Origin of the sequence: Stutzerimonas chloritidismutans (assembly GCF_020783375.1) — a bacterium.
GTDB classification, from domain to species: domain Bacteria; phylum Pseudomonadota; class Gammaproteobacteria; order Pseudomonadales; family Pseudomonadaceae; genus Stutzerimonas; species Stutzerimonas kunmingensis.
On sequence record NZ_CP086067.1, the window covers coordinates 2,347,218 to 2,369,196 of the forward strand.

At 59.3% G+C, this 21,979-nt stretch carries 18 protein-coding genes; 2 read left to right on the top strand and 16 right to left on the bottom strand.

Annotated features, from left to right (window positions below; all coding sequences use genetic code 11):
* Positions 1-14: 14 nt before the first annotated feature.
* The 12 genes from LLJ08_RS10870 to nirK all read right to left on the bottom strand — a co-directional run bounded on the left by LLJ08_RS10870 (position 15) and on the right by nirK (position 15,310).
* Entirely contained in the window at positions 15-1,874 is a 1,860-nt protein-coding gene (locus tag LLJ08_RS10870; protein WP_228207006.1) for a SurA N-terminal domain-containing protein, read from the bottom strand.
* 205 nt (positions 1,875-2,079) lie between these two features.
* On the bottom strand, positions 2,080-2,352 hold the full coding sequence (gene hupB / locus LLJ08_RS10875) for a nucleoid-associated protein HU-beta (RefSeq protein ID WP_003282502.1): 273 nt from the start codon (positions 2,350-2,352) through the stop codon (positions 2,080-2,082).
* A gap of 130 nt (positions 2,353-2,482) precedes the next feature.
* Complete coding sequence (lon, locus tag LLJ08_RS10880) at positions 2,483-4,879, bottom strand: endopeptidase La (protein WP_228207007.1); 2,397 nt, start codon at positions 4,877-4,879, stop codon at positions 2,483-2,485.
* Positions 4,880-5,010: 131 nt separating this feature from the next.
* The gene (clpX, locus tag LLJ08_RS10885; RefSeq protein WP_014820283.1) at positions 5,011-6,291 is read right to left on the bottom strand and encodes an ATP-dependent Clp protease ATP-binding subunit ClpX; all 1,281 of its coding nucleotides are present in this window, start codon (positions 6,289-6,291) and stop codon (positions 5,011-5,013) included.
* Between the two features lie 97 nt (positions 6,292-6,388).
* Entirely contained in the window at positions 6,389-7,027 is a 639-nt protein-coding gene (gene clpP, locus LLJ08_RS10890) for an ATP-dependent Clp endopeptidase proteolytic subunit ClpP (protein ID WP_014820284.1), read from the bottom strand.
* 89 nt (positions 7,028-7,116) lie between these two features.
* Positions 7,117-8,427 carry a trigger factor gene (gene tig / locus LLJ08_RS10895; protein WP_014820285.1) on the bottom strand — a complete coding sequence of 437 codons (1,311 nt, stop codon included), beginning with the start codon at positions 8,425-8,427 and terminating at the stop codon, positions 7,117-7,119.
* A 178-nt stretch (positions 8,428-8,605) separates the two neighbouring features.
* Complete coding sequence (locus tag LLJ08_RS10900) at positions 8,606-10,624, bottom strand: nitric oxide reductase activation protein NorD (RefSeq protein ID WP_228207008.1); 2,019 nt, start codon at positions 10,622-10,624, stop codon at positions 8,606-8,608.
* A gap of 3 nt (positions 10,625-10,627) precedes the next feature.
* Positions 10,628-11,443 carry a CbbQ/NirQ/NorQ/GpvN family protein gene (locus LLJ08_RS10905; protein ID WP_213574374.1) on the bottom strand — a complete coding sequence of 272 codons (816 nt, stop codon included), beginning with the start codon at positions 11,441-11,443 and terminating at the stop codon, positions 10,628-10,630.
* On the bottom strand, positions 11,440-12,807 hold the full coding sequence (locus LLJ08_RS10910; protein WP_213574371.1) for a cbb3-type cytochrome c oxidase subunit I: 1,368 nt from the start codon (positions 12,805-12,807) through the stop codon (positions 11,440-11,442). Before LLJ08_RS10910 ends, LLJ08_RS10905 begins: the two co-directional genes overlap by 4 nt.
* A 45-nt stretch (positions 12,808-12,852) precedes the next feature.
* The gene (locus tag LLJ08_RS10915) at positions 12,853-13,704 is read right to left on the bottom strand and encodes a c-type cytochrome (RefSeq protein ID WP_228207009.1); all 852 of its coding nucleotides are present in this window, start codon (positions 13,702-13,704) and stop codon (positions 12,853-12,855) included.
* Between the two features lie 9 nt (positions 13,705-13,713).
* Entirely contained in the window at positions 13,714-13,839 is a 126-nt protein-coding gene (locus tag LLJ08_RS20975; protein WP_015277086.1) for a hypothetical protein, read from the bottom strand.
* Between the two features lie 43 nt (positions 13,840-13,882).
* Positions 13,883-15,310, bottom strand: a complete 1,428-nt coding sequence (gene nirK, locus LLJ08_RS10920; protein WP_228207011.1) for a copper-containing nitrite reductase — start codon at positions 15,308-15,310, stop codon at positions 13,883-13,885.
* A 563-nt stretch (positions 15,311-15,873) separates the two neighbouring features.
* Between nirK and LLJ08_RS10925 the strand changes: the two genes are divergently transcribed.
* Both LLJ08_RS10925 and LLJ08_RS10930 read left to right on the top strand, forming a co-directional pair.
* Positions 15,874-16,350 (top strand): MarR family winged helix-turn-helix transcriptional regulator, encoded by a 477-nt coding sequence (locus LLJ08_RS10925; protein ID WP_023445813.1) that lies wholly within the window; start codon positions 15,874-15,876, stop codon positions 16,348-16,350.
* 151 nt (positions 16,351-16,501) lie between these two features.
* Entirely contained in the window at positions 16,502-16,927 is a 426-nt protein-coding gene (locus tag LLJ08_RS10930; RefSeq protein WP_228207012.1) for an organic hydroperoxide resistance protein, read from the top strand.
* Positions 16,928-17,023: 96 nt separating this feature from the next.
* Here the strand turns inward: LLJ08_RS10930 and LLJ08_RS10935 are convergent, their stop codons facing one another.
* From LLJ08_RS10935 to LLJ08_RS10950, 4 genes are all read right to left on the bottom strand, one after another.
* Entirely contained in the window at positions 17,024-18,976 is a 1,953-nt protein-coding gene (locus LLJ08_RS10935) for a TonB-dependent receptor domain-containing protein (RefSeq protein WP_228207013.1), read from the bottom strand.
* A gap of 85 nt (positions 18,977-19,061) precedes the next feature.
* Positions 19,062-20,402, bottom strand: a complete 1,341-nt coding sequence (locus LLJ08_RS10940) for a sensor histidine kinase (protein WP_336512807.1) — start codon at positions 20,400-20,402, stop codon at positions 19,062-19,064.
* Positions 20,399-21,094: a response regulator transcription factor gene (locus LLJ08_RS10945; RefSeq protein WP_101275701.1), complete on the bottom strand. Its 696-nt coding sequence runs from the start codon at positions 21,092-21,094 to the stop codon at positions 20,399-20,401. Before LLJ08_RS10945 ends, LLJ08_RS10940 begins: the two co-directional genes overlap by 4 nt.
* Positions 21,095-21,211: 117 nt before the next feature.
* Positions 21,212-21,973: a sulfite exporter TauE/SafE family protein gene (locus tag LLJ08_RS10950; RefSeq protein ID WP_228207014.1), complete on the bottom strand. Its 762-nt coding sequence runs from the start codon at positions 21,971-21,973 to the stop codon at positions 21,212-21,214.
* Between the last annotated feature and the right edge of the window lie 6 nt (positions 21,974-21,979).

The following is a 21,979-nucleotide window of genomic DNA, read 5'->3' on the forward strand; positions in this document are numbered from 1 at the left end:
CCGTCAGTTGGCAGTCAGAATCTTTCGATTTCCGCCTCAGCCTGCAGCTTCTGCCGAAACGCTGCGAAGTCCTGCTGGCCGACGCGAGATGCAAGGAAGCGTCGATAATTCAGCTTCTCTTCATCGGTCAGCGCCGCTTCCGGCTCATTGACGCCGTTCAGGCGTACAACCGCGTAATCGCCGTTGCTCAGCGCCACGCCGGAATAGCTCGGCTTATCCTGCTGCTCTGGACGCGGCATGCGGAATACCGCCTGCAACAGGGCTGGCGCAACGCCTTCCTGACTGCGTGTGGCAGCCTCTACGGCTTGCCATTGGCCGTCATCAGGCTGCTGCCCTTTACGCAGGTCCGCCAACAACTGCTCACCCTTGGCGCGTGCCGCTTCGGCAGCCAGGCTGCGCTGAAGCTGCTGGACGATATCCTCACGCACATCCGCAAGCGGGATAGCCGCAGGCTTCAGGTGTTCCTTCACGCGCAGCGCAATGGAGGTATCGGGATCGAGCTCGATGACGCTGCTGTTGGCGCCATCTACCAGTACTTCGTCGCTGAAAGCAGCCTGGATCACCTGACGATTGGCCGTGATGCCTTCGCCACCGTCACGCCCGAAGGCTTCCGTGGTCTGCACCATCAAGCCGAGCTCCTGAGCGGGCTGGGCCAGGTCGGATGCTTCGAATGCCGAATCTTCCAGCTGCTTGCTGGTCTCGACGAAGCGCTGCTCGACCTGCTGCGCCTTGAGCTCGCGTACCAGCTGGGGCTTCAAGCTCTCGAAGGCAGGAACCTCCGGCGACTGAACACCCAGCAGCTTGATGATGTGCCAGCCGAATTCGGATTTGACCGGTGCCGAGACCTCGCCCTCATTCAAGGCATAGAGTGCATCTTCGAATGCCGGGTCATATACACCCGGTCCGGCGAATCCAAGGTCACCACCCTCGCTCGCAGAACCTGGATCCTGAGAGGCTTCCTTGGCGACTGCAGCGAAGTCGTCACCGTTCTTCACCCGGGTAGCAATTTCATCGATCTTGGCTTTGGCTTCGTCGTCGCTCAGCTCACCGCCGGTCTCGATGAGGATATGCGCAGCGCGACGCTGCTCGGCCAGATTGGCGATCTGCTTCTGATAAAGCTCCTGCAGCTCCTCGTCAGACACTTCGACCTGATCGAAGAATGACTCTTTCTTCAACTCGACATACTCGACGATGACCTGCTCAGGTGTACGGAAACGGTCAGCGTTTGCCTCGTAGTATTCCTTGATCTGTTCGTCACCGACCTCAATTGCCTCCTGCTGAGCAGGCAGGGTGAGAGTGGCGAAGTCGCGGGTCTGCATTTCGAGACGCGCGAAGTTATCAACCTGCTGATCGGTAACGAATCCGGTTCCGGAGATGCCGGCCCGTAGCTGTCCGATGAGCATTTCCTGCTCGAGCAGCTGGCGGAACTGGAGACGGGAATAGCCCATCTGCTGGATGACCTGATCGAAACGTGCAGCGCTGAAAGCGCCGTCAACCTGAAATTCGGGGGTTTGCAGAATCAACTGGTCGAGTGCTTCGCTGGAGAAGGCGAAATTGGCGCTCTTGGCACTCTGCAACAGCAACATGCGATCAATCAGCGAACCGAGCGCGGAATCACGAAGCAGACGATCATCCAGCAACGAAGCATCGAAATCCTGGCCAAGCTGTTGCGCCAGCTGGCGCCGCTGCATGTTCATTGCCTGGTCAAGGTCGTAACGGGAAATCTCCTCGCCGTTGACCTCCGCGGCATTCTGGTTGTTGCTCGCGGCATTGAAGATAGCCTCGAAGCCAGTCAACGCCAGCAGCATTACGATGATGCCGATGATGGTTTTGGCTATCCAGCCTTGCGAATTGTCCCTGATGTTCTGAAGCATGCGACCCCCAGGAGTCTGCGGCGCGATCGGATGCGCAACGCGGGTGGAAACCGGATAAAAGAAAGGCGCATCCAGGGATGCGCCTTCTCGGAGCTTTTGGAGCGGTTGGGCTTATTCCCCCAAGCCAGATTGCAGCAGGCCAGGCCTGCTCGACAACCGCCCCGTGCCAGTGCAGCGCGAGCTGACTGGCCGGGTAGAAAGACGCTTAGTTGACAGCGTCTTTCAGAGCCTTGCCAGCTTTGAAGCCCGGGATCTTGGCAGCAGCGATGTTGATCGGCTTGCCAGTCTGCGGGTTGCGACCAGTGCGCGCAGCGCGCTCCTTGACAGCGAAAGTACCGAAACCAACCAGTACCACGGAGTCACCAGCCTTCAGGGCACCGGTGACGGATTCGATCACTGCATCCAGCGCGCGGCCAGCAACAGCTTTTGGGATATCAGCAGATGCAGCGATGGCATCGATCAGTTCCGACTTGTTCACTCTAAGTCCCCTTATTTCTGTTGAGTCGTATCTTTAATTTTCGGGTGTAAGCAAAGCGGTGCTAGATGGCTATGACACAAGAGGCCGATTAAACAAGGGCGCCTGAAGTGTGTCAACGTGGCCTTCCAGACTAATGCGTGCTGATTCGCTCCTTGGAATCAGGCTCGCGCTTGTCGTCCTTTGCAACAATCTCGGGAGCCGCATCGGGCAAGGGCTCCGGCGCGTATTGCAGCGCAATTTGCAGGACCTCGTCAATCCACTTCACCGGTTTAATCTGCAGGTCTTGCTTAATATTTTCAGGAATCTCTTTCAGATCACGCTGATTTTCTTCCGGAATGATCACCGTCTTGATCCCACCCCGATGAGCAGCCAGAAGTTTTTCCTTCAATCCGCCAATTGCAAGCACCTGCCCGCGCAATGTTATTTCGCCGGTCATTGCGACATCTGCGCGCACCGGAATTTGAGTCAGCGCGGAAACCAGTGCAGTGCACATGCCGATACCGGCACTCGGGCCGTCTTTCGGAGTCGCACCTTCGGGCACGTGGATGTGAATGTCCTGCTTCTCGTGGAAATCAGCCGCCATGCCCAGGCTCGCGGCACGGCTGCGAACCACTGTAAGAGCCGCGGTGATCGATTCGCCCATGACCTCGCCCAGCGAGCCGGTCTTGGTCAGGCGGCCCTTTCCGGGCACCACAGCAGCCTCAATGGTCAGCAGTTCGCCGCCAACCTGGGTCCAGGCAAGGCCAGTGACCTGCCCTACCTGATCCTGTTGTTCGGCAAGCCCGTAACGGAACTTGCGAACGCCCAGGAAATGCTCAAGGGATTCGGCGTCCACGACCACGTGGAAACGCTTCTCCGCGGCATGCTCCTTCACGACCTTGCGGCATACCTTGGCCAGCTGGCGCTCCAGGCTGCGCACACCCGCCTCGCGGGTGTAGTAGCGGATGATGTCGCGAATCGCCGCCTCCTGAAACTCCAACTCGGTTTTCTTCAGGCCGTTGGCCTCGATCTGCTTGGGCGCCAGGTAACGAATGGCGATGTTGACCTTCTCGTCCTCGGTGTAGCCCGGCAGCCGGATGACCTCCATACGGTCGAGCAGCGGCGCAGGAATATTCATTGAGTTGGCGGTGCAGAGGAACATCACGTCCGAAAGATCGTAGTCGACCTCAAGGTAGTGATCGTTGAAATTGTGGTTCTGTTCGGGGTCGAGCACTTCCAGCAGAGCCGACGCCGGATCACCTCGCATGTCGCTGCCCATCTTGTCGATCTCGTCGAGCAGGAACAGGGGGTTGCGAACCCCTACCTTGGTCATCTTCTGAATCAAACGACCGGGCATGGAGCCGATGTAAGTACGGCGGTGACCGCGAATCTCGGCCTCGTCCCGTACGCCGCCCAGTGCCATGCGTACAAACTTGCGATTGGTCGAGCGTGCAATCGACTCGGCCAGCGAGGTTTTACCCACGCCCGGCGGGCCTACCAAGCACAGCACCGGCCCCTTGAGCTTCTTCACGCGCTTCTGGACGGCAAGATACTCGAGGATACGATCCTTGACCTCTTCTAGGCCGTAATGATCGGCATCCAGTACCTCTTCAGCCTTCGCCAGATCCAGGCGCACCTTGCTGGCAGCCTTCCACGGCACATTTACCAGCCAATCGATATAGGTACGAACCACTGTCGCCTCGGCCGACATCGGCGACATCTGCTTGAGCTTGTTGAGTTCGGCGTTGGCCTTGGTGTAGGCGTCTTTGCTGAGGCCGGCGTTCTCGATGCGCTTCTTCAGCTCGTCGACTTCGTTATGGCCCTCGTCGATATCGCCGAGCTCCTTCTGAATGGCCTTCATCTGCTCATTCAAGTAGTACTCGCGCTGACTGCGTTCCATCTGCTTCTTCACGCGACCGCGAATGCGCTTTTCGACCTGCAGCAGGTCGATCTCGGCATCAAGCAGCGCAAGTACGTGTTCGACGCGCGCCGGGAGGTCGGTGATTTCGAGAATCTGCTGCTTCTGCTCGATCTTCAGCGCCATATGCGCAGCCATGGTATCGACCAGACGCGCGGGCTCATCGATGCTGCTCAGCGAGGAAAGAACCTCGGCGGGAACCTTCTTGCCCAGCTGCACGTACTGTTCGAACTGGCTGAGCAGGCTGCGCGTGAATACTTCGGATTCGCGCGCGTCGACCTCAGCTTCTTCGATCAAGGAAACTTCGGCGCGGCAGTGGTCATCCACGTCGACGAAGCGCTCGATCACACCACGTTGCTCGCCCTCGACCAGTACCTTGACGGTTCCGTCTGGCAGCTTGAGAAGCTGCAGCACGGTCGCCACCGTGCCAACACGGTACAGCGCATCTTCACCTGGATCGTCATCAGCGGGGTTCTTCTGCGCCAGCAAGAGAATCTGCTTATCGCCGGCCATGGCGGATTCGAGTGCTTCGATGGATTTTTCACGGCCAACGAAAAGCGGGATCACCATGTGCGGGTAAACCACCACATCGCGCAGCGGCAAAAGGGGCAATTCGATGGTTGTCTTCATAATTCAGCTCTACGGCGGCCATTCGGCGGTAAACGGATGGGCGATGCCCTTGCAACAAAGATGAGGGCACACACCGTAAAAAACAAGGCGGCGGACCAAATGCAAAGGGGCCCGCAGGCCCCTTTGTTCGATTACGCCTCAGGCGCCGCCTTGGCTGGCGGCTCGGTGTTCTCGTAAATCAGCAACGGCTGAGATGTGCCTTCGATCACGCTTTCATCGATGACAACCTTGCTGACCTCCTTCTGCGAAGGAATCTCGTACATCGTGTCGAGCAACACACCTTCAAGAATCGAACGCAGACCACGTGCGCCGGTCTTGCGCTCAAGAGCGCGCGAAGCGACTGCCTTGAGTGCATCCGGGCGGAACTCCAGATCCACGCCTTCGAGTTCGAAGAGCTTGGCGTACTGCTTGGTCAACGCATTCTTCGGCTCAGTCAGAATCTGGATCAGCGCAGCCTCATCGAGTTCATCGAGCGTCGCGATCACCGGCAGACGGCCAACGAACTCAGGAATCAGGCCGAACTTAACCAGATCATCAGGCTCCACGGCGCGCAACGCCTCGCCGATCTTCTTGCCCGGGTCCTTACTGCGAACCTCGGCATTGAAGCCGATACCACCCTGAGTTGAACGACCCTGGATGACCTTCTCCAAACCGGCAAACGCACCACCGCAGATGAACAGGATGTTGCGCGTATCCACTTGCAGGAATTCCTGCTGCGGATGCTTGCGACCACCCTGTGGCGGGACGGACGCAACGGTGCCCTCGATCAGCTTCAGCAGTGCCTGCTGCACGCCTTCACCGGATACGTCCCGAGTAATCGACGGGTTATCGGATTTGCGGGATATCTTGTCGATCTCGTCGATGTAGACGATGCCCATCTGGGCCTTCTCAACGTCGTAATCGCACTTCTGCAAAAGCTTCTGGATAATGTTCTCGACATCCTCGCCCACATAGCCCGCCTCGGTGAGGGTAGTGGCGTCGGCGATGGTGAAGGGCACATTGAGCAAGCGTGCCAGCGTTTCGGCCAGCAACGTCTTGCCCGAGCCGGTTGGACCGATCAGCAGAATGTTGCTCTTGCCCAACTCGACTTCTTCTTTCTTGTCGCGTTGGTTCAAGCGCTTGTAGTGGTTGTAAACGGCCACCGCCAGGATCTTCTTGGCGCGCTCCTGACCAATGACGTACTGGTCGAGAATGCCGCTGATCTCCTTCGGCGCAGGCAGTTTGTGCGCGTTGCTCTCGGTCTGCGCTTCCTGCACCTCCTCGCGGATGATGTCGTTGCACAGGTCGACGCACTCGTCGCAGATGAAAACGGAGGGCCCGGCGATCAACTTGCGTACTTCATGCTGGCTTTTGCCGCAAAAAGAGCAATAGAGCAGTTTGCCGGAGTCCTCGCCGTTGCGGGTGTCAGTCATTCGATCGATCCAATCGGGAAGGCTTGAAACACAAGATGAAGGCAATCGTGGGCTTTTTCAAGCCCACGGAGCAGCCACATATCGCAGGCTGCAGGGATCAGACCGCCAGTTGGCGCTGGGTCAGAACCTGGTCGATCAAGCCGTACTTGACGGCGTCTTCACCGCTCATGAAGTTATCGCGGTCGGTATCGCGGGCAATCACTTCCATCGGCTGACCGGTATGGTGAGCCAGTACTTTGTTCAGGCGCTCGCGGATGGTCAGAATCTCACGTGCGTGGATCTCGATATCCGAAGCCTGACCCTGGAAGCCGCCCAGCGGCTGGTGGATCATCATCCGCGAATGCGGCAGGCAGTAACGCTTGCCCGCGGTGCCACCGGTCAACAACAGAGCCCCCATGGAACAGGCCTGGCCGATGCAGATGGTCGACACATCCGGCTTGATGAACTGCATGGTGTCGTAAATCGACATGCCTGCAGTCACCGAGCCGCCCGGGGAGTTGATGTACAGGTGAATGTCTTTCTCGGGATTTTCGGCCTCGAGGAACAGCATCTGCGCGACGATCAGGTTGGCCATGTAGTCTTCGACCTGGCCGACCATGAAGATCACCCGCTCCTTGAGGAGTCGGGAATAAATGTCATAGGCGCGCTCGCCGCGAGCGGACTGCTCGATCACCATCGGGACCAGGCCACCAGCGGCCTGAATGTCCGGAGCTTGCATAAAAGGATTGCGGGACATGTTCCAACGATACTCCCTATGTCATGCCTCAAAAGACATAAGCCAGCACGAGGCTGGCTTATGTTTGTGCACTCTAATATATGAAGAAATCAGGCTGCTTGCGGGGCTTCCGCAGGCTTGACAGCTTCTTCGTAGGAGACCGACTTATCGGTCACTTTAGCCTGCTGCAGGACAGTATCTACAACTTGCTCTTCGAGCACAACCGAGCGAACTTCGTTCAACTGCTCAGCGTTCTTGTAGTACCAGGCGACGACCTGCTCCGGCTCCTGGTAGGCCGAGGCCATTTCCTCGATCAGCTCGCGAACGCGGGCCTCATCAGGCTTGAGCTCCTTCTGCTTGACCACTTCGGCCACGATCAGACCCAGAACAACGCGGCGCTTGGCCTGCTCCTGGAAAAGGTCGGCCGGCAGCTGCTCGGGCTTGATGTTGCCGCCAAACTGCTGAACGGCCTGCACGCGCAGACGGTTCACTTCATTGTCGATCAGCGCCTTGGGCACCTCGATCGGGTTGCCAGCGACCAGCCCTTCCATGACCTGATTCTTCACCTTGGTCTTGATGGCCTGACGCAGCTCGCGCTCCATGTTCTTTTTCACTTCAGCACGGAAGCCTTCGACGCCACCTTCCTGCACGCCGAACTGGGCGAAGAATTCGTCATTCAGCTCGGGCAGTTGCGGAGCGGCGACGGCATTCACGGTGACGGTGAACTCGGCAGTCTTGCCGGCCAGGTCGAGGTTCTGATAGTCCTCGGGGAAGGTCGGGTTGATCACGCGCTCTTCGCCGGCCTTGGCGCCAACGAGCGCGTCTTCGAAACCAGGAATCATGCGACCGGAGCCCAGCACCAGCTGAGTGCCCTTGGCCGAACCGCCAGCGAAGGTCTCACCGTCGATCTTGCCGACGAAATCGATGGTCAGCTGGTCGCCGCTCTCGGCAGCGCGCTCGACGTTCTCGAAACGGGTGTTCTGCTTGCGCAGGATTTCCAGCATGTTGTCGACGTCGGCATCGGCGACTTCGGCCTGCAGACGCTCGATCTCGATGGCCTCGAAACCGGCCACTTCGAACTCGGGGAACACTTCGAAGGTGGCGACGTATTCCAGATCCTTGCCCTTTTCGAACACTTTCGGCTCGACGGACGGCGCGCCGGCCGGGTTCAGCTTCTCGGCAACGACGGCTTCATAGAATGTCGACTGGATCAGATCGCCCAGCGCTTCCTGACGGGCGGCTTCTTCGTAACGCTGACGGATCACGCTCATCGGCACTTTGCCGGGACGGAAACCAGGGATCTTGGCACGGCTGGCGGTCTGTTGCAGACGCTTGTTGACTTCGGTCTCGATGCGCTCGACCGGCACGCCGATGGTCATGCGGCGCTCAAGAGCGGAGGTGCTTTCAACAGAAACTTGCATGGATTTTCCTCGTTGCACAGACATAAGCCGGGCGTTCCGGCCCCAGAATGGGCAAGCATTCTAGTGGCTCGATTGACATAAGTCACCCTGCCCGTCGCGCCGAGCAAAAGCCGAGCCGCGGCCGGCGAATCACTACTTACGTCAGCCCAGCCGAAAATCGAGGACATATGCTGGCCAACTATCCCTGCACCAGACGCTTCATCCAGTCGAGTAGAACGGTAGGCAGGAGCTCAGGGCGTGGTAACAGTGCATAACGGGTTGCGCCAAATATGCGCGGCAGGTAGGCGCTGGCCTGCCGGTCGATGGTCAGGCAGAACGGCGATATACCTTGCAGCACGGCTTCCAGAACCGCCTGGCGGGTGTCCTCGACTCCGTATCGCCCTTCGTAGTCATCGTTGTCGCTAGGCTTTCCATCGGACAACACCAGCAGCAGTCGACGGGCCGCCGGCTGGCACATGAGATTGGCGCTGGCGTGACGGATCGCCGCGCCGCAGCGGGTGTAATGCTCCGGCTCCAACGACGCTATGCGTAGCGCTACCTCCTGGCCATAAGCCTCCTCGAAGGTTTTGATATCGCGGACCACCACCGCTTCCCTGCCCTGCCCTGAGAATGCCTGAATCGCATAGGGCGCACCCAGGCTCTGCAGCGCGATGCTGACCAGCAACAAGGCTTCGCGCTCGACGTCTATCACGCGTCGCCCCTGGGATATCCAGCTGTCCGTCGATCCGCTGACATCGATGAGCAGCAGGATGGCCAGGTTCCGCTCCGCGCAACGCTGCGTGCGGTACAGACGATCGGTCAGCCCGCTGCCAGCCCGCAGATTCGCAACCGCATCCACATAGGCATCCAGGTCCAGCTCATCGCCATCGACCTGACCGCGCAACCAGGCCCGATGGGTGCGCAGCAATTCGAAGCGGCGGCGAATCCCCTCGAGCAATCCCTGATGGGACTCGAGCGTTTCCGCTACCCAGACTGGATTACCCGGCGGGGCCGTGCGTACCTGCACGAGGGCGTTCTGCTCGCGGTAATGCTGCCTGCGGTAGTCCCATTCGGGATAGGCGATGCCTCGCTGCAGAACCGAAACGCCGGGCGCAAGCGCGATAGCAGAGGCATCCGGAGGATCATCAGCCAGCAACACCTCTTTGGGTCGCCCTGGTGACGCCACCAAACGCGCCTGAGGAAGATCGCCGAGCATTTCACCGAACAGCTCCGCATCCGCATCGTCCCGATCGATGGGCCGCTGCAAGCCCATCGGGTCCTCAGCGTGGGGATGTGGCTCGTCCAGCTGGATCATCAGCGGTCCGCTTTCCTCCGATTCATCCTCATCGGGGCGCGCCTGGCGAATGTCGGGGCGTCGTTCGAGGCGCACGCTCTGCGGCGCTGCCTGAGTGGGGTCGAACTGACTCTGAGCGCCGGCGGAGTTTTGATGGTGCGGCGAAGGTGCCAACAGCATGCCGGTCCACCAATCAGCGAAGAGCGGCTCCTGACCGATGCGTCCTCCAGAGGCAGGTTCCAGCCCCCATTCAGCCAACAATCGCACGGCCAGCTCGCACGACGCTTCAGGCGTAGGTGACTGCGGAACACCATCAGCTTCGCCAACCAGCAATGCACGCACGCGAGCCTCCAGGGGGCGTCGTGCCGAACCAAATGCACTCAGCGGTGGACGACGTGCGTGTGCACAGGCACGCAATGCCCGCACCGATTCAGCAAACCCTGGCATTTCCTCCAGCAGTTCACGCTCGGCCGCTTGGACTTCAAGTAGGTGGTACAGCGCCCCGGCAAGTGGCGGGAGGCTGCGCCAGAGGCTCAGAGCACTACCGCGGCGGATGCGCATTGCCTGCTGCAAGGCCATTACTTTGTAGAGATTCGCCGCCAGTGCTCGATCAGGGATATCCAGCGAGCGAGGAAGCCAGATGCTTGTGCCATCGGTTGCCGGTACTGCCGCCAATCGCTGCGGCCTGGGGGTGCGGCCGAACCAGTTGCCCAGCAAGGTCGGTCGCGCTGGCGGCTGGGCGATGCGCAGCCGATAGCTGTTGCCGAACACCGCCGACAGCAGCAGTTCCAGACGCTCCGCCACCTCGCTCAGCGATAGACTTGCCGGTGCGTCCGGCGCAGGACTGTAGCGACGCCAGAGGCGCTGGGCGAAGACCGTGGCATGCCGCGCAGCGTCGGTAAGAACCTCCTCGGCTTCGGCCATGGTCTAGATGAAGGTTCCGTCGACCAGATCGCGCATCGCTCCGACCAGGGATTCGTCGTCCGAAAGTGGCGAGACGATTGCCGCCAGGCACGCTTCCCGAACGGGTATGCCATCGACGCAGAGTGCACCCGCGGCGATCAGCAGACGAGTACTCGGCACCTCGGCCAGGCCGCGGTCCCGCAGCGCTCGCAGCCTGCGGGCCAGCATGACCAGGGCACGCGAAGTCGGTGCGTCGACACCACTCTCGCGCTCGACGATCTTCGCCTCCGCATCTTCGCCCGGGAAATCCAGGTCCATGGCCACGAAGCGCTGGCGGGTGCTCGGTTTGAGATCCTTGAGCATGCGCTGGTAGCCCGGGTTGTAGGAGATCACCAACTGGAAGCCCGGCGCAGCCATCAGCAACTCACCGGTCTTGTCGATTGGCAGCAGGCGCCGGTGATCGGTCAAGGCATGCAAGACGACCACGGTGTCCTGGCGCGCCTCGACGACTTCATCCAGATAGCAGATGGCCCCCTCACGCACGGCGCGGGTGAGAGGGCCATCCTGCCAGACGGTACCGTCATGGCGAATAAGGAAACGCCCGATCAGGTCGCTGGCCGACAGATCATCGTGGCAAGCCACCGTGATCAGTGGCCGGTCCAGTTTCCAGGCCATGTGTTCGACGAAGCGGGTCTTGCCACAGCCGGTCGGCCCTTTGAGCATGACTGCCAAGCCACGCGCATGGCAGCGCTCGAACATCGCGACTTCATTGCCGCACGGTACGTAGAACGGCTCCCCCTCGCTTGCTTTCGCCAGTGGCGGGTATTCGGGCAACGTCACGTCGGGTGTACCTCCCTCTCTGCAAGCACCGACTCCGTATCATCCAGGACGAAGCGTGGCGTGTAGCGGAAGAAGTCGTAGATGAACAGGGCAACGCCCACGGTGAACAGCGACGCGGTGGCAATGAGCATCACGAAATGGATCTGAATCTTCAGCTGTGCATCCAGATAGCCCATGCCCATGATTCGCTCCAGATAGACCTGCGCAATGCCTGCGGTGGCAAACGACAGCGTCATGCCGAACATGCCGGTGATTTGCAGCCAGAATGCCCAGTAGCCCAGCGCCGTGCCCTGCTCCCGTCGTCCGGCAGTCAGCGATGGCAAGGCATAGCTGATCATCGCCATGACGATCATTGCGTAGGCACCGTAGAACGCGGCATGGCCGTGCATCGCGGTGATTAGCGTGCCATGGGTCCATTTGTTGACGCTCGGCCAGGTATGAGCCAAGCCCAGCAGCCCTGCACCGAATAGCGAGAACAGCGCACTGCCGATCGTCCAATGCAACGCCAGCGTATTCGGGTGTGCCAGCCCCGAGCGACGCATGGCGCCGTAGGCATAGGCGGCCATGCCGACGAGTGCGAGCGGCTCCAGCGCGCTGAAGAATCCGCCAATGGGCAGCCAGTAAGTGGGCACGCCGACCCAGTAATAGTGGTGCGCCGTGCCAAGGATGCCGGCGAGAAACACCAGGCCGACGATCACGTACAGCCACTTCTCCATGACTTCCCGATCCGCGCCGGACAAGCGGATCAGCAGGTAGGCCAGGAAGCCGCCCATGATCATCATCCAGACGCCTTCGACCCACAGATGAATCGTCCACCAGCGATAGAAAATGGAAACCGTGTAGTTCTCGTAATGCAGCAACGCCGGCAAGTACAGGAGTGCGGCACTGACAAAGCCGATCATCAACACTGCTTCGGTCGTGGTGAAACGCCCCGCTTTGCGGATCGTCATGCCGATGTTGTAGAGGAAGATCAGCATGCAGATGACGATGACGATCTTGTGCGGCAACGGCTGCTCGAGCAGCTTGTTGCCGGTGCCGTAGCGGAACAGGTAGCCGATGATCGCCGTGACGCCCATCAGCGTCCAAAGCACCAGCTGTACATAGGCCAGCTTGGTGCTATGCAGCTCGGCGCGCGACTCTTCCGGAATCATCCAGTAGGTCGCCCCCATGAAGCCGGTCAGTACCCAGACGATCAGCAGGTTGGTGTGAATCACCTTGGTCACGTCGAAAGGCAGGATATACAACAGCGGGTCCGGCCCGATGTACTTGGTTGCCGAGAGCAGGCCGAACACCAGCTGCAGGCCGAACAACACCATCGCGACCGCGAAGTACCAGTAGGCGACCGATTGGGACTGATAGCGCATCGTAGTTTCCCCTTGAAGCGAACGTGGGTCGGCTTGGCCGTCGTGTCACTTGAGCGTTTCGAGATAGGCTGTCAGCTGATCGATCTGCTCATCCGTCAGGCTGCCGTCGTAACCGGTCGGCATGAACGAGGTGCCGTCTGCCGAATACATCGCGCCGGGAACGATGTGCGCGCTGGGTGACACGATCGACTCGCGGATATAACCGCGCGCATCCTGCGCCTGCCCTTGGTAGTCGGGCGACGCGACGATAGCCGCCGCCCGAGTTGCAATACCGGCGAGCGTGGGGCCAGCCATATCAGCGCCGGGTGCGGTGGAGTGGCAGGCATTGCAGGCAGGCACTGCGCCTCGGAAAACCTGCTCACCCAGCGCACGCTCGTCATCCCCGGCATCCACCGGCCGGGCACCAGGCGGTATATCACTGCGCTGCTCGCCGCCAGTCTTCAGTGTGTCTGCACCCGGCACGAAACTGCCGGTCACCAGGATCGGTCGCGGCGGCCAGCCCTGGTTGTCCACCTTGCTGACCCAGTCGAGAAAGGCGATCAGGTCACTGATTTCGTCTTCGGCCAGGTCCTGTTTCGGCATCAGACGCCGATGGATCTTCTCGTCGTAGAACTTCGAGGGATCGCGCATATAAGCCTTCAGATACGGCTCGCCGCGATGCTGGGTGATCTTCGTCAGATCGGGCGCGTAGTACGCGCCCTCGCCGAACAACGTGTGGCAGTTGATGCAGTTGTATTTGTGCCAGACATCCATCCCGTGCTTGACCTCCGCCGTGATGCTGTCGGCATTGGTCAGCTTGGGAAACTGCCGGTGGCTATCCACCGTCAGCCCGATGAACACGAGCGTCGCCACACCGGTTGCAGCAATCGCGAAGAGCCTCGCTTGACGGTTGTTCATGGCGTGCCCTCAGACATTGATGCCTGTCCAGTGAATGAGCGTCATCGTGAATGCATAGAGCATCGCGCCGAACATCAGCGCCAGCACGACCACACTCAGGATCTTCAACGGGCCGTAGAGCTTTCGAGCCTGCATGCTTTCTCCTTCGCAGCGTTAGCTGCCGTATAAGCAACCGCGCTCAGTGCCCGGAGTGCGGATCGATCGGTTCGGGGCTGGAGAAGATCGAGGAATCCGCGTCGCCCTTCACCGTCAGCACACCGCTCAGGCCTTTCTCGGCGCGCGACAGGGCGTGATCAACGAGGATGTATCTGCCCGGGTAATCCGCGACGAACTCGACCATGGTCGCTCCGCCGGCAGGTACGAGGGTCGTCTGCACATCCGTCAGCGGCGGACTGGTCAGCGAAGCCTGGTCGAAGACCTTGTCGAAGATTTCACCGATCACATGAAAGCTGGAGATCAGGTTGGGGCCACCGACTCCGAAGAAGATACGCACGCTGTCGCCTGCGTTGACTTCCATCTTGTGGGTCTTGGTCAGCGCATCGGTCGCGCCGTTGAACATCATGTGTTGCGGCGTTTCACCCAGCAGCATGTCCAACGAGAACTCATGCAGACCGCGCGCGCCCCTGGGGCTGGCGGTGTACAGCTCACCCTGCATTACATAGAACTCGTGATCGACCTTCGGCAGTCCACCCTCCGGCTCGACCAGAATCAGTCCGTACATGCCGTTACTGATGTGCTGCGCAACCATCGGCGTAGCGCAGTGATAGACGTATAGCCCCGGCTGCAATGCCTTGAAGGTGAAGGAGCGTGTTTGCCCCGGTGCCACCTGGGTAACCGCCGCACCACCACCCGGGCCGGTCACGGCGTGCAGATCAATGGAATGGATATGGGCGCTGTCAGGCTCGTTACTGAGATTAAGGGTGACGGTATCGCCCTCGCGTATCCGCACCATGGGGCCGGGCACCGTGCCGTCGAACGTCCAGAATTTGTAGGTACTCCCGTCGGCGAGGCGGCCCTCCTCCTCGGTCGTGCGAAGGTCAAGGGTGATGCTCTTCGGCTCACGGTCACCAACCGGCTCACCTACCTGCATCGGATCCTTGGACAAATCCTTGCCTTGTTCGACGACCGCCGCCGGTCCATCGCCCACAATCAGCTTGCCGACCATTCCCGCAGCCTTGTGGCCAGGCAGTGTGCAGTAGTACTCGAACGTCCCGCTTTTGGTCGCACGAAACACGATTCCGGTCGCCGCGCCTTTGCCGGAAATTTCGCTGGACGCAGCGTCGAATTCAGGTATGGCGATATCATGCACTGCGCCGTCGCCATTGATCAGATTGATCTGAACCACCGCACCTTCGGGCACCCGCAATTCGGGATTCACTTCGCCACGCGTCGGGCCGGACTCACTGACATAGACGAGTTTTCCATCTGCGATGTCGGTCCTAAGTGTAATCGTGACATCTGGGCGGTAACTTACATCGCTACTGGATTTCGCTTGCGCCCAAAGGACACTTGGTAAAACCAGTAACACGAGCAGCAGAACTCTAGAACAATGGCGCATGCCTGGCCCTCTTAACATCGAGTTGATCTCGACCATCAGTTTAGTCACGAGAAAACTATCCGTCGGAGTAAAAAGTTGCGGCGCACCCTATCAATTCAAAAGAAGCTTATTAAAAGCGCAGAATAATTGATCTGGTATTAATCCCAGATAGGGAAAGAATTGATTCGAGTCAAGCTTGGCGCAGGCATGGCAGCCAGCGCATACGGCGCGGAATTAATACCAGCATTGGAATGTGCTTGAGTCTTGGCGACGAGGCTGCCGACAGGCGGTAGAGGTCGTCCTCTACCGTCGATAAAGAGAGCAGACGGATAGATACCGGGCTACAATCGTCAGCCATTTTTAATGGGATAGCGCCAGTCCATATCCAACCGAACGCCCGCTGAGATATCAAAATCTTTTCTGTAAGTGTTCAATTGCGCGACAAGAACAATACGCACGTAACCGCTAATCTAATTTCATTGAAAATGAGCCGCTACTTATAAGCTCCCGCCTTCTCTCTCTTTAAGACGAAATGAGCTCGTTTTGAAAGAGGCGCTCCTACAGCTCTGCTATTACGGCTAACAGACGTGATTTCGCTACATTTGCGCGCCAGAGGTTTGGGCGATAACGTTATGCCACCTTTCCCGACCATTCCGATCATGACCAAGCCCCGCTCCTGTCCGGCCCTGCAGCTGGACAATCAACTCTGCTTCGCTTTGCATTCAACCTCGTTGCTGATGACCAAGGTCTACAAGCCGATGCTTCGACGGATCGGCCTAACCTATCCGCAGTACCTGGCGATGTTGGTGTTATGGGAAGGCGATGGCATCACCGTAGGTGACATCAGCGCGCGCCTGCTGACCGATCCGGGCTCGCTCACACCGCTACTGAAACGGCTTGAGGCGGAAGGCTTCATCACTCGCACTCGCCGCAGCGATGACGAACGGGTAGTGGAACTGCGCCTGACCGAGCAGGGTCGAGCATTACAGGCTGAAGCCGAATGCTTTCCGGCCAGTATTCTCAGCGCCAGCGGGCAGACTGCGGAAACGGTGGCAGCGCTAAAGACGCAAATCATCGCCCTGCGCACCGCACTGCAAAAACTCGCCTAATCCCTCCTAGCGGCCCGACGATGCTCGCTGCTGTGCCAGCGGCGGAATGGCCGAAGGGCGAAAAACCTTGCGCGCAAAGTAAATCCTGACTACCTTCCTCACGCATTTAGTTAGCGCGCAAAATAACTTCCATTACGCTAAGGAGAAAATCATGCAACCCATTCAGCCTCTCTACATAGCAACCGTTGCGGCCACCGGAGGGCGCGATGGGCGAGCCGTTTCGTCGGACAGCAACCTTGACGTCAAGTTGAGCACTCCTCGCGAGCTGGGCGGTCAGGGAGGCGACGCAACGAACCCGGAACAGCTGTTTGCGGCCGGGTATTCGGCGTGCTTCCTTGGCGCCCTGAAGTTCGTCGCTGGCCAGCAGAAGCAAACGTTGCCGGCCGACACCGCGGTTACCGCCAACGTCGGTATCGGCCAGATCCCTGGCGGGTTCGGCCTCGAGGTCGAGCTGCAAATCAGCCTGCCAGGCCTTGACCGGGAGCTGGCCCAAAGCCTTATCGACGCTGCACATCAGGTTTGCCCGTACTCCAATGCAACTCGCGGGAACATCGACGTCCGCCTGATTCTGAGCTGACAGCCCTGAGTGCATCGATACGTCTGGTGACCCGAAAATGCTCTTCGGGTCATACAGTCAGGTGAGCGACCTCAGGCCCGCCCTGATCAGAGATCATCAGATTCGCAGAGCCACACCGAGGCGCAGCTCGCGGCCAGACTCGTAACTGCCACGCACACCTTCGTAGCCTGGGATACGCTCGAAATCTTCGTTACTGGCGTGGTCCAGATACTGCTTGTCAAAGACGTTTTTCAGCGTCAGGTTCAGGACAAGACGTTCATCGGGCAAAGCCGCCCATTGCGCATAAAGGTCGTGCACGCCATACCCTGGTTTGTTCAGAGTGCCGACACCGGTGTGCAGTGAATCCACCGCCTGAACGAAACGGCCCTGCCAGCCCAAATTCAACCTGTCACCAACCCGGTAATCAGCGAAGCCAATCCAAGTATCGCCTAGTGTGGTACCGAGACCGTTGTGTTCGTAAACGTTCAGGTCATCGCCATCCAGCTCGATATCGTTATGGTGGAAGCTCAGCCCAACGCTCAGCTGCTGCCAGTGATAAGCGCTTTGTAGCAGAACGCCGCGGCTTTTCAGCGTCCCGCCGTTCACATAGAGATTGGGCCGGCCGCTGGGATCGTAGATCGCATCGCGGATCCGCGTATCGTAGATCTTGCCGGACAGCTCCAAACCGCCCTCTCGGAATTCGAATCCCAGCTCGTTGGTGCGCGCTTTTTCGGCATCGAGATCCGCCTCATTGGCGGCCGCGTCAAGCTTGAACGCATCGCGGACTTGCACGCCGCGAAGCGCTTGGGAGTGACCAGCGAGGAGCGCGAGTTGCGGAGTTACCTGGTAGCGAAGGCTCAGATTTGGGCTGAAGCCTGCGTCGGCGAAGTCCTGCCCGTCGCGATCATCAAGGAGGTATCGATCGTAACGAACACCCATGCCCAACAGCAGCCTCTCGGTCAGCCGATAACTATCCTGGACGTAGAAACCGAGCACACTGCCCTCCTCCTGATCCAGATCGCGATCGCCGGCAGGGCCTAGACTGGTTTTGTCGTCTCGGTAGTCAATCCCATACGTCAGACGATGAGCACCCAATTCGCTGGTATTGCGCACATCCAACCCTGCGCTAGCGGTATCGCCGATATACAGTCCCCAGCGGCCATCCTGCTGCAGGTCTGTGGACGTGTGATAGGTAGTCACCTCAAGATCAACCAGTTCGCTTAGCGGGTTCCAGCCGTACTTCAACGTCCAGGTTTCACGCTCTGTTTCCAAAGGAAAGAGCGGATTGAAGCTGCTCGGGATCCATTGAGGTCGCTGGGTGCGTTCGCCTTCATCGGTGCGCTTCTCGTAGGACAGGCGCAGCGTCTGCTCATCGGTCAACCGGCCGACCAGCTTGGCGAAACCTAGTTGTTGACGCGCGCCCGTGCCCAGCACATCGCGCCCGTTTCCATCTTCGTAATCGTTTTGGTCTTGATAGGTCGCCACGGCCAATGCAGACCAGTTTTCGCTGAAGCGGCCGTAAAGACTCGAACTGGTTTTGTAACCTTCAGCACCGCTGAAATAGCCACCCTTGATAAGCGCGCCTACCTGTTCGCCCTCCCGCAACAGGTCATCGGGGTCCTTGGTGACGAATCGAATCGAACCGCCCAGCGCCCCTGGCCCGGAAGTCGCGTCACCCGTTCCCGCCTGCACCTCAGCACGCTTTAGCAGTTCCGGTTCGATACCAATGCGACCGGTGTGGTGGAACGTCTGACCCGGCTGGCTGGCACCATCGATCGTGATATTGAGCAGCGTGTCCTCGAAGCCACGCAAATAGAGCTTCTGCGCGACTCCGGGACCGCCGCCAACCGAGACATCGGGGCTGGACTCGAACACATCCTGAAGATCAGCCGCCTGAAAATGCTGAAGTTGTTCGGCCTCAACGCTGTCCTCTTGAACATGGCGCGCCGTCACTTCGACACCGCCGAGCTCAAGGGGATCGCTGGATTGAGCCTGGCAGGGCAAAGCGCTCAACAGCGCAGCGAACGATAAGGAGCCAAGTAAAGACCGCTGGCATGGACAGTGTTGCATTGGTGAACCTCGATCATTAATGCGAACGTTTCGTATTAATGATTGTCACCGGAAGGGTCGGCCTTCTGTATCACTTTTACAACTGTTACGCGGCAGAGACCTCGCGTGGCAACCGGATAGTCATGCAAAGCCCTCCTTGCTCATTATTGCGCGCAGTCAGGCAGCCGCCGATGGCGAAGATCTGGCGCTGCGCTAGAGCCAGCCCAAGACCAAATCCGGCTCGATCTGAACTCAAACGCTCAAATGGCTGGAAAATGCGCTCTAACCATTGCTCTGGCACCCCAGGCCCTTCGTCGATGACCTCAAGAAGGTACGTCTGTGGATCGCAGTTCAGATGAATGCTCACCGTGCCACCGGGTGGCGTATGTTCAAGAGCGTTGCGTACGATGTTCTCGATCGCTTGGCCAAGTGCGCGGTGGCAACTGCCAGTTAGTTCAGCCTCTACTGGAAGTTGCGTATCGATGTGGCGGTCCGGAAATTCGAAACGTGCGTCGTCGATAATGCTGTCGAGCAGATCGGTGAGATCCAGCGTCTCGTCGCGCAGCCTCGGGCGCTCAGTCTCGAGCCAGCTCAACGTCAGTGAATCCTCGACCAGCGCACGCATCGCGGTACAGTCCTGGCGGATACGCCGTAGCAGGATGGTTGGCGCTCCGCCCTGCTCAGCCAGGCTCACCGCCATCTCGATACGGGCCAGCGGCGTACGTAGTTCGTGGGACATCTCGGCCAAACGCTGGCGCTGATCAATGATCAAGCCTCCGATACGCTCAGCCATCGAGTCGAACGTCTCGGCCAGGCCCGCCAGCTCATCGCGTCGCGAGCCCAGCAACACTCCGGCCCGAGCTTCATAATCCCCTTCGCTGAAGCGACGGGTTGCTTGTTGGAGTCGATTCAGCGGTCGCATCAGATGGCGATACAGCAAGAGGCAGCCAATCACCAAGAGGATCAGCGGCAGAACCAGCTCAAGCAACAGCCGCGCGGGGTACCAGTAATGCCCGGGCCGCATTCGCTGCGGCAGCTGAATCAGAAAATGCCGCTGTCCATCGGCGAACGGCACATCCATGATCGGGTTGTCCTGAAAGTAGAGGTGGATCTTCCAGGACGGGTCCCGCCCGAGACTAAACTCACTGAGAAAGCGCTTGGACAATTCACTGCCGGCCAAGGCTTGCAGCTGCGGCTGGACCACGGCTGCCCAGGTTTGCTCCTGGCGCTGCACACTGCGCAGCCAGTCCCGCAGCGCCCGCTCATCGCCTGCGCGATACAGCTCTTCGGCCTGCAGTGCGTACTGACGCAGGGTGCGCTGATGGTCGGCGTCAATGAAACTCATCTGTTCTTCGGCCTGACCACTAAGCCGTGCGATGACCCAGAACAACGCTACGCTTCCCAGCGCCACGCCTAGGCAGAGTTTCCAGAACAGGCGCCGATTCATTGAAAACAGTAGCCACGACCGTGAAGCGTTTGCAGGCGGTCGGCTGCCACGCCTGCCTCGCTCAAACGTCGCCGTATCCGGCTGACGTGCATATCGAGGCTGCGGTCATAACCGCTGTACTCACGCTCCAGAACCACACGGTAGAGATAAGGCTTGCTGAGCACCTCCCCACGCTGAAGCAAGAACTGCCAAAGCAGCCGAAACTGCAAGGGCGTCAGCGCGAGGTCATACGAGCCGGCGCGTGCATGTAGACCGCACCGTTCGAGAACAAGTGAATCGACCTGAAGCGTCGATGGCGACGGTACGCGATGTTCCATGCTGCGAGTTCGCCGCAAGATCGCATCGATGCGCAGCTGTAGTTCGGTCAGGTTGAATGGTTTGGACAGATAGTCATCCGCGCCGTGGCGCAGTCCGCGAATCCGTTCTTCCTCTGCTCCGCATGCGGTGAGCATGATCACCGGTGTCTGTTGTTGCTCGCGCAGCCGGCGCAGTACAGAAAGCCCATTGATGTCCGGCAGCATCACATCCAACAGCACCAGGTCCGGTGCATTGGCCAACGCCATAGCCAGCCCGCTTTCGCCGAGCAAGCTGGAGCGCACTGCATATCCCTGCAGGCGTAACAGATCGCCGAGTTGAGCGCTGAGAACCTGATCGTCTTCTATAACCAGCACATCAGCCAGGTATCCGCCCATTGCCACTCCCTGTAGGGTGGATGCACCCATCGCTTAAAGATAACAATTCTCATCAAGTTTAAGCGAAAGCAGTGATTGGCGAGAAGGCGGAATCGGTCCCTATGGAGGAAGCCGGGATCAGGCGCGGAAAAAAAGCACCGTCATCACGGCACCGGTGATGATCACGACCGCCCGAACGAAGCTCGAAGGGAGCCGGCGACCGACGCGTGCCATGACATAGCCGCCGACAGTCGCCGCCAGCATCATCACCAGCGCTTCGCGCCACAGGATCGCACCGCCGAATGCATATACAGACACGGCGATCGCTGTCAGTATAGACGAAACCAGATTCTTGAGCCCCTGCATCGAGTTGATGTCTCGATGGCCGAGCAAGCTGAATGCAGCGAGTAGCACGATGCCCAGACCGCCATTGAAGTAGCCGCCGTATACGCTGACAACAGCCAGAGTGAAACCCTGCACCAGTGCATTCGCCTCATTTTCGGTCGAATCGCGCTTGAACCTGCGCAATAACCAGGGCCCGAAGGCGAACAGCAGCGTCGCGATAAGCAATAGCCAAGGCACGATCGCACGGAATACGTCATCGGGCGTGGTCAGCAGCAACCCCGCCCCTACTGCACCGCCGCCGAGGCTGATGGCAACGAGCGTTCCCATCGGCAGCGTTGCTGGCGGGCGCAGGTCCTCTCGATAGCCCCAGGTACTTGCAAAATAGCCAGGTAAAAGCGCGAGCGTGCCTGAGGCATTGGCCACCACAGCAGGCACGCCGGCATAAACCAATGCCGGGAACGTGAAAAAACTACCGCCACCGGCAATGGCGTTCAGCCCGCCGCCAAGAAAAGCGGCAACCAGCAGAATTGCCCACGTCGTAATCGAATGATCCATGAAAGT